The organism is Deltaproteobacteria bacterium, assembly GCA_026712905.1.
Lineage (GTDB): Bacteria > Desulfobacterota > Binatia > UBA9968 > JAJDTQ01 > JAJDTQ01.
Genome location: JAPOPM010000247.1, coordinates 1 through 8270, shown reverse-complemented (window position 1 = coordinate 8270; position 8270 = coordinate 1). Strand labels below are relative to the sequence as shown.

Genomic DNA, 8270 nt, shown 5'->3' with positions numbered 1-8270 from the left:
CGGCCGAGGGTTTCCTGAGCCAAGCGCCGCGCCTGGTCGGCGGTCACACGTCCATGGCGTCCTATGACCAAGCGCCGGTTGGTGGCCCTGCGCCCACCGGTACCGACACGATAGTTAACGATATAGGCGCGAACGCCGGAAGGTTGGACGCGAAGACCGAAGCCCGGCAACTTGTCGTCCCACCCCTCTCGTCAAGTGTATCGGGCACCCGCCACATGGACGAGATTCCCACCGGATCGAGTTGGCCAGCCTCTCCACACATAGCCGGATTTACGGCGCCGCCGGCTACAGCGAAGGCCGCACGGGGAAGCCCAGCTGCGGCCTAATGGCTGCCAAGACAGTCTCGTAGTTCCGTTTGTACACACGAGAACATCCGACTAGCGGGCCATGGGGCCATGATATCCCTTGGCGCCCCCAAAGCGGTTGAAGCCTCTGGTCAATACTTCATGCGCACTCTGCGATATCAAGACAGCGCCCGGATCAGATTGGCTTGGCGCTCATTGCTTACCCCCTCCTTAGGCAGCATCCCGCCAACACCCTGCCCCCAAAGAAGTCCATTGAATGGGTTGATTCGGCGAACATTTCTTAGTGACTTCTCCTTGGGGAAGTAGCCCGAGAATCTGGCTCCGCCTCATCTCGGCAGCCTGTTCATCATTCTAAGGCCCGTCGTTCCCTTCCGTAAGTGACGGTGATCCTGTGGTGGTTCTGCGGATGCGCCGGCGGGAACTCCGGTGGCGAGTTTCACGTGGACGGCGCCGATGATCACGCCGCGGGGGCGCCTCGCCTTCGCTTCCCCTTCCATCGCCTTGTGTAGGCGGATCTTGGCAACCGCAGATGTCGAGATCCTGACGCTCGTTGTCCAGCCGGTCAACCTAAAGTTAAGCTTCCCGGATCTCCCTCACGAGCGCAGCTCCAGGACAGGAACACCTGCATCAACACCGAAATCGGGAACCTCGACGACCCCCCTCGCGAGGCTCACTGAGCTCGAGCGAAGGCAGCGCAAGAATCGGCGCCTCCAAACTCACAAGGAGGTGCCCCATGCCCGACTGCGGTTGTACCCACGGAAAGCCCTGCGAGTGCGAGGGCTGCCAGGAGAAGAATGCAACGCTCCGCATCCTCGACGCAAAGATCGACATGCTCGAAACCAAGCTCAAGGAGAGCGCCCAACTCAACGCCAGGTGCACCAGGCACTGAGTAGGCGGGACGGGCCACCCCATATCAGGGTGGCCCGCTTTGCGTGGGGGGCTGTGGGGAGAGACCTACTTCGGCTTCCAGCGCGCGCGGATGGCCGCGTCGAGCTGGTCGATCATGATCTGAGCCTGCTGGGCGGTGAGCACCAGGAGCTTGCCGTCGAGCCAGACGAAGTATTCCTTGTCCACTTCCTCCACCCGGATCTCATCGACGCGCATCGCGGATTTCGTTTCCCTTTTCATGAGTCCCTCACGAACCTCACGGGCGGCCATGACAACATGTCCTCGGAGAAGGGGCTGCGTTTACCACCGCACCTCCGGAAACGCCCCCACTTGGTCGCCGCGCGCCGGCATCAAGCGCAGACCCCTCTTCAGAGTCTCGTCGAACACGGGTGCGTCGTCACGCTTCGTGAAGGGCAACAGGATGGTCCCGAGCACAAGGATTTCCCCCACGACGATTCCGATGGTTTCCCAGTTGACGTCGCGGCCGCTGCTCTTACTATTCCCCGGGTGACAGTGATAACCGCCAGTAGCCGTCTCGCGGTGGCAGCCGTCACGGTTCAGGCCGCCGCCATGGGCGCCGGCGAAGTGGGGCGTGGCGGCCAGAAAGCCGGCCACGAAACCGATGCTCAGAAAGCGCCTCATCCCCGCAGTTCCTTGATGGTGGCGTGGTCGCGCCGGATCTTCCGAACCGCCACGGCCAGCAGGTGTCGAGTTCGTCGATGCGCTGGTCGGGCTCCTTGAGAGCCTCCTGGAACGGCTCGAGTTCGAAGTTGGACATGATCCCTCCTCGGTGAAGAGGATGGCTTGACCGCGCAAACGGGTTGCGGTACAGGGAAGGAACGGCTGTCCAACGGTTTCCGACCTTGTGCCCCTCCTCGGGCCCGAGAACTGCCCTCGAGGCGGCTCTTGTCGTTTCAGGACTCTACCAGACCCCGAACTCCCACCACCAGGAGCCACACCAGGCCCACAACGAAGGCAAGGGCGCCAAGAAGAGCGAGGACGTCCACTGTGTCCTGAAGCAGATATTTCAGCGGCTTCTTCATCCGCAGGGAAATGGTATCTAGAGCTGGCGGCGCCGTCAAGCGTCAGTCGTAATCCTCAACCACCTGCGCCACCCACTCCATGCCGTGAAGATGCTTGGTGAGCCCGGCTTCCATCGCCGGCGTGCAGCGGATCGTCTCGTGGATCCGCACCGAGTTGTACCCGAGGTAGTGCAGGTGGACCGCGGCCACGTGGTTCTCGATCTTCTTCGAGTGCGCGTTCGTCCGCCGCACGAACCGCTTGATGTGCGTCCGGTGGTCAGGTTCTGGCGCTCCACGAAGCTGTTGGCCGCATCCCCGAACTCGAAGTCCACGTTGCCCCCGAAGGCCTCCTTCACGGCCGGCGCGTACACCGAGTATTCGTCCGTGGTGAGCTGCATCCGGCTCGAGAGTCGCGACTTCAGGTCGCGCATGAACATCCTGCCCTCTTCCATGCCCCGACCGCCGGTGAGGTAGGAGATCACGAGCTTCGTGTCGGTGTCGATGGCGACCCACGTGTAGCAGTCGCCGGCGTCGGGCGGGGGCGTCTTGGCGCAGATGAAGGAATGGATCTCGTCGGCCTGGACGTGCTCAGCCGCTACGTTTCTTAGTGTGGACGTCGTGGTTCCGACCTGATGCCCCCGCACTCGACCAGGAGCTGCAGGACCTGGATTCTCTTCGTCAGAGACAGCCGGTTCACCTTGCGATTTTACCACATTTCCGTCCCGCGGGGTGAAGTTCAGGGTGACCCGGGAGCGGAGAGCCGAGGGGTCCATCGGGAGCTGTCCTGTCGCCGTCTTCACGGCCCGGCCGGCGGCCTTGTTGGGGTCGCGGGGGATCTTCGACTTGGTGGATCTTGCCACGGCCTACTCCTTGAGCTTGGAATCCAGCTCGAACTCGAGAGAGAAAGGGCTCGTCCTTGAAGGTGTCGACCGCCATGGTCATGTTCAGGAAGCTCTTGAGCCATTCCCAGGCGTGATAGGACATCGCCGTGTTCCATTGCGTCCTGCACCATGGGCAGAAGTCGGGGAGGTGGCCGTTTCTTCTGATCTCGGTTCCAGCGCGTCTCGTTCCTGCAAGACTCGCAGATGAGCTTGATGGTCTGGATGTCCTCCGGCCCGAACGAGATCCGCATCTTGGTGGTCTTCCTCCTTTGAGGACACCCTACCACACCACTTGAGCGCCACACCGGCTGCCAGCAAGTAGATGAGCACCGCCGCTACGGCGGTGCTCCATCCCATCACGATCCAGACCAGCTCCATCATCGTCTTGGGATGGCCCAGCGCCGAGGGCCCTGTGAAAACCCCCGCCTGTTGCGAGGAGGTCCGGGCCAGAAACGGAAGCCCCGGCTGCGCTTGCAGCCCCTATGAACATGGGGCCGGCAGACCGCCATCTGCTGGGCCCCTCAACGCACGAAAGGAACGATCATGACACTTCAACTGAAGGTGGTTTCAGCGCTAAGAGATCCTCAAGTGTATCCTCTAGGCGGTCTAGTACCCTTACGTCCTCTCGATCACGGCGTTCTTCACCGATCTCCAAACGGAGGGCGGCTCGTTCTGGCAATGCAAGCGCACTACGAGGACAAAGAGGGGAAACGATCTCAACCCCCACCCGGGTACGCCGTATACGAAGATACTCAAGAAGGTCTCGCGCTTTTTGCCGTGCAGCTTCTAGACTCTCTGGCTGCAAACCCCCAAGGGGAAACACAACGCCAGATAGAACGTGCCAATGGGCCTCTCCGTGATCTGCGTGTGTACCTCGAGGAGACTCTACAAGCTGGCCGTTAGGATCCATCGCCCAATCCGATCCCACATCCGCCCCCGCTTGTCAACCCCAATTGTCCACAGTACCCCGGAATTCGAGCCAAGTGATTTGCATTGCCTTTCCGGGGCCGGGAATGAAGCAGGTATGGTCGTCATGGACCTGGCGGTCGGAGGTCTGCTTGGCGCGAATGAAGTCCGTCGCCTCGGCCAAGAGTCTGTCGCGCCTTCTCTCGAGGCTGCTTGCGGCTCGTCATGGGAAATTGATAACGACGCGCGGTGACCGACCGTCCAACTCAACGCCGACTCTCGGACGAGGCAAACCGCCACAAAGCGTTTTTCAACGATATCGGTATAGTCGGGCATGGTCATGACGGACCTGAGAGGGGGTGCCACGTGGGCAAGCGATGAGCACCGGGCCAGGCGTACCGAGCGGACATCTCAGCATCATCGAGGTGGCCGAGATGTTCGTCGACGGGCAGTCGGAACGTCGGCGCCTTCGATCTGCAACGGTGTCCGATGGCGTGCAGCCGTGCCTTGGGTGCAAGAGCAAGAACACATTGCACGTGGCAAGCGAGAAGCCTTGCCATACCGGTGTCGGTCGTGCAAGATGTACTTCTCGGTGCCCGCCAGGACGGCGCTGGAACGCTCGAAGGTGCCGCTCAAGAGGTGGGTAGGACGATCTGCCTATGCGTCACCGGCCTGAAGGGCGCGTCCGGAATGAAACTCTCCCGGGACGTCGAGGTGACTTAGAAGACGCATGGTTCATGACGCGCCGTTGAGGGAGGATGGGCCGGTGGCACCGACCCCTTCCGCGGTCCCGTGAGGCCGACGAGACCCTATCGGTGGCGGGGAAAGAACAAGCATGAGCGAACTGCCCCATCGCGGAAGCGGCCCCGCGGGCAGAACCATCGTGTTGGTTCGAAGAACCGTGAGTGATCAAGTGTGCAGACAGACCAACGCTGCATGGCTTCGTCAACTGGAACATCGATCCAGGCACGGAGTTCTTCACCGATAACCCGCACGCCTAGCAGGGTCTTCCCAACCACAAGCTCGGCAAGCAGGTCGGAAGCATGTGGACGGGATGGCACACACAAACGGCATTGAGTCCTTCCGGTCCATGCTCAAACGGGGACACCACGACGTCTACCACAAGATGAGCAGTGTGCACCTGGGAAGGTACGTCAACGATTCCCCGGCCGACACAACATGCGGCGCAAGGATACGGCGGTGCAGATCACTTCGGCGGCCGTGGGTCTGGTGGGGCGTCGGCTCATGCACCGTGACCTGAGCTGTGGCAGCAACTACACGGGATACCGCTCCGACGGGCTCGAAACGGAGACTCCCCCAACGGCGATGAAGCCTTGGGACTGACGGTTGTGGCACGTGCTGAGGAACACCAGCGACTTCCGCCATCTCGAGAAGTAGCACGCAAGGAGAGCGCACCACGATGAGCATGACCAGACGGGACTTTGTTCGATCCGTGGGCGCGGTCGCCGGTGTGGACGCGGTCTATCGAACCATGCAGGCGCTGGGTCTCGCGGAAGCGGGCTTGGCTCATGCAAGCTCTCCCGATCTGCCCCGGGGCTCGGGCAAAGGAACGAGCGTGGTCATTCTCGGGGCCGGCATCTCCGGCATGACGGCCGCCTATGAGCTGTCCAAGGCCGGCTATCACTGCACGATTCTGGAGGCCACGGGCCGCGCCGGCGGCCGCAATCGGACGGTGCGCGGCGGTGACACGATAGAAGAACTCGGCGGCCGGCAACGGGTGGACTTCGACCGCGGAGACCACCTTTACGCGAATCTCGGGCCGGCGCGGATCCCGTATCATCACCGGGCGATCCTGGGATACTGCAAGGAATTCGGCGTCGAGCTCGAGGTCTTCACGAACGACCACCGCGCCGCCCTGTTCCACAACCGGGAACGCTTCGGCGGCAACCCCGTGGCGGCCCGCCAGGTCATCACCGATACTCGCGGCTATGTCGCCGAGTTGCTGGCCAAGGCGGTCGACCAGGGCGCCCTGGACAGCGAGCTGACCGGCGAGGACAAGGAGCGGATCCTTGAAATGCTCGTGAGGTACGGCGGCCTGAACCCGGATCGGCTGTACAAGGGTTCGAACCGCGCCGGCTATCGCGGCGAGCAGGTCCACGAGGGCCTCAAGGCCGGAGACGTCAACGCCCCCCTGGACTTGAGGGAGATCCTCAAGGCGGACTTCTGGCAGTACAAACTCCACTTCAGCCAATTCGTCAACCAGAACCCAACACTGTTTCAGCCCGTCGGCGGGATGGACGCCATCGCGAAGGCTTTTGAGAAGCACGTCGGCCCGCTCATACGATACCGCAGCATCGTGAAGGAGATCCGGAAGACCCCCGACGGTGTTCGCATCGTGACGGAGAAAGACGCAATCGACGCGGACTTTGCCATCTGCACCATACCCGCTCCCGTTCTGAAGGACATTCCCAACGATTTCTCCCCGGAGACCCGGGCGGCTATCGGATCGATAGAGTTCGTGCCGGCCGTGAAGATCGCCTTCCAGGCCCGCCGGCGATTTTGGGAGGAAGACCACGCCATCTACGGCGGGATCTCGTGGACCGACCAGGACATCACCCAGATCTGGTATCCGCCCTACGGCTATCACCGCGCCAAGGGGATCATCGTCGGCGCCTATATCTGGGACGACAAGCCCGGACTGCGCTTCGGGGACATGACCCCGCGGGAGCGGCTTCGGGCCGCTGCCGCAGAGGGCGAGCAGATTCACCCGGGATTCGGGGCGGAACTCGAGACCGGTGTTAGCCGGTCTTGGCTCAAGACGCCTTTCCAGAAGGGAGGCTGGCCGAAGAGCCGCCACAAGTCGCCCGAAGCGCTTCAAAGGCCGGACGGGGCCATCTACTTCGCCGGCGATCAGGTGACCGGCCTGCCCGGATGGCAGGAGGGCGCCGCGCTGGCAGCCCATGCAGTGGTCAACTCCATCCATGAGCGCACCATGGCGAGATGACACGGGTGTCTGGCAAGGCGACTGCTTTGTCGAGGATCATTTCATGGAGAATGAACGGCAGGATCTGGACAAGTACGAAAAGCTGCTGCTTCAGCGCATCCGCGCGGCCACGAAAGGGCCGCTGCACGAGACCCCGATCCTCGTGGATCGGGAAGGGTTCGAGATTCTCTCGGACCTTCAGGAAAAAGGTATGGCCGTGGTCAATGATAGCCCGGACACGGCAGAAGGCGCCCTATACCGGGTCAGGTTGACGCCGAAGGGGTGGGCGTTGGCGATTTGAAGGGCTGGTGTGCGCCATCGGTGCCAGGTGGGAGAGGAACGGGGAATGTCCCCCTGGATAGCATTTGCAAGCGAATTCCGGGTGTCACACTTCGGGAGGGTTGAGGTGGTCCTGGTTGGTTGGACAGGTAGGCAGCAGAAATAAGGTGTATTCCAGACGTTCAATCATGCCGCTAGGGTCCCGTTTATCACGTCTTCGTGTTCCGATGGAACTGGCAGAGGGGCGGGCGGTGGTAAGTCATGACCGTAGTAGCCAATCTTATCCTTTTCCAGTGCAATGGCCACGTCTCGAAATGCTTTGCCTGGAATGCTGTTCTCGTCGTACTCTTGACTGACCTGAAGCAAGGAGGTTCCATGAAACACGTTCTGACGGTGTTGCTTCTGGTGGAACCCCAGCGCCCTTGCACCCTACCATGTGCTTTCCTCCGGGTAGCGACTCTCTCGCCGCTTGATGGGAGTGCTGACCTCCACCGGGTCGACCGGGGATTGCTAAAGGTGCTTCCCGTGCGCACTGACGCCCCACTCTGGAGGCGGCATCCACCGCAGAAGCGGTGCTGTCAAGCCCGTCGTTCCGGCCTCGATCCACCCCCCTCGTCCCCTAGCTTTCTCCTTGTATGGCGGATTTCCGATGACCACGGAGGTCCACGTCGTCGGAAAGGTGCTGTGGAAGGTCACCCGCGCCTGACGCCCGCGCCCGACCCCGGCCTGTCCCCGACACCGATCCGAGAGCCGGCGGCGCGCCGTGTCCCGCCCCAGCGCGGGAGAGGGAACCCCGGCGGCGCCGACGCACCGCCGGGACCGCGCGCCTGCGCCGCCCGGCCTCAGTCCTTCTCGCCATGGAACACCGAGCGGAACGCCGGACCCGAAGCGTGACCGACGACGCCGGCGCGGCGGGCGCCGCCGAACTGCCCGGTGGCGTCATACGCCTGTGAGTCGCTGGCCGTCGTGCCGCCCGTGAAGCGCCCGTCGCGGACCGGCATGCCGTTCCACTGCAAGGTCCCCAGCGTCGGAACGTCCTCTAGGG

The 8270-nt window shown here is 62.5% G+C and carries 9 protein-coding genes; 4 read left to right on the top strand and 5 right to left on the bottom strand.

Features of this window, described 5'->3' with window-relative positions:
• Positions 1-170: Arm DNA-binding domain-containing protein (locus tag OXF11_21010; GenBank protein MCY4489569.1), on the bottom strand; the 170-nt coding region annotated here is incomplete at its 3' end.
• Between the two features lie 868 nt (positions 171-1038).
• On the opposite strand from OXF11_21010, the gene OXF11_21005 reads away from it, so the two are divergent.
• Complete coding sequence (locus OXF11_21005) at positions 1039-1194, top strand: hypothetical protein (GenBank protein MCY4489568.1); 156 nt, start codon at positions 1039-1041, stop codon at positions 1192-1194.
• A 65-nt stretch (positions 1195-1259) separates the two neighbouring features.
• On the opposite strand, the gene OXF11_21000 is transcribed toward OXF11_21005, so the two are convergent.
• The 3 genes from OXF11_21000 to OXF11_20990 form a co-directional block, all read right to left on the bottom strand.
• Complete coding sequence (locus tag OXF11_21000) at positions 1260-1433, bottom strand: hypothetical protein (protein ID MCY4489567.1); 174 nt, start codon at positions 1431-1433, stop codon at positions 1260-1262.
• 60 nt (positions 1434-1493) lie between these two features.
• Positions 1494-1835, bottom strand: coding sequence for a hypothetical protein (locus OXF11_20995; GenBank protein MCY4489566.1), 342 nt, complete (start codon positions 1833-1835; stop codon positions 1494-1496).
• A 443-nt stretch (positions 1836-2278) separates the two neighbouring features.
• Positions 2279-2467, bottom strand: a complete 189-nt coding sequence (locus OXF11_20990; protein ID MCY4489565.1) for a hypothetical protein — start codon at positions 2465-2467, stop codon at positions 2279-2281.
• Positions 2468-5181: 2714 nt separating this feature from the next.
• On the opposite strand from OXF11_20990, the gene OXF11_20985 reads away from it, so the two are divergent.
• The 3 genes from OXF11_20985 to OXF11_20975 all read left to right on the top strand — a co-directional run bounded on the left by OXF11_20985 (position 5182) and on the right by OXF11_20975 (position 7247).
• Complete coding sequence (locus tag OXF11_20985; protein ID MCY4489564.1) at positions 5182-5346, top strand: hypothetical protein; 165 nt, start codon at positions 5182-5184, stop codon at positions 5344-5346.
• Positions 5347-5422: 76 nt separating this feature from the next.
• On the top strand, positions 5423-6967 hold the full coding sequence (locus OXF11_20980) for a flavin monoamine oxidase family protein (protein MCY4489563.1): 1545 nt from the start codon (positions 5423-5425) through the stop codon (positions 6965-6967).
• A gap of 43 nt (positions 6968-7010) precedes the next feature.
• A complete protein-coding gene (locus OXF11_20975) occupies positions 7011-7247 on the top strand; it encodes a hypothetical protein (protein ID MCY4489562.1) in 237 nt (78 codons plus the stop codon).
• 820 nt (positions 7248-8067) lie between these two features.
• Here OXF11_20975 and OXF11_20970 read toward each other — a convergent pair.
• On the bottom strand, positions 8068-8270 hold a 203-nt coding region (locus tag OXF11_20970; GenBank protein ID MCY4489561.1), incomplete at its 5' end, for a hypothetical protein.

Coding starts and splice junctions, on each gene's coding strand:
- OXF11_20975 (MCY4489562.1), top strand. CDS start 7,011: ATGGAGAATGAACGGCAGGATCTGGACAAGTACGAAAAGCTGCTGCTT.
- OXF11_21000 (MCY4489567.1), bottom strand. CDS start 1,433: ATGAAAAGGGAAACGAAATCCGCGATGCGCGTCGATGAGATCCGGGTG.
- OXF11_21005 (MCY4489568.1), top strand. CDS start 1,039: ATGCCCGACTGCGGTTGTACCCACGGAAAGCCCTGCGAGTGCGAGGGC.
- OXF11_20995 (MCY4489566.1), bottom strand. CDS start 1,835: ATGAGGCGCTTTCTGAGCATCGGTTTCGTGGCCGGCTTTCTGGCCGCC.
- OXF11_20980 (MCY4489563.1), top strand. CDS start 5,423: ATGAGCATGACCAGACGGGACTTTGTTCGATCCGTGGGCGCGGTCGCC.
- OXF11_20985 (MCY4489564.1), top strand. CDS start 5,182: ATGCGGCGCAAGGATACGGCGGTGCAGATCACTTCGGCGGCCGTGGGT.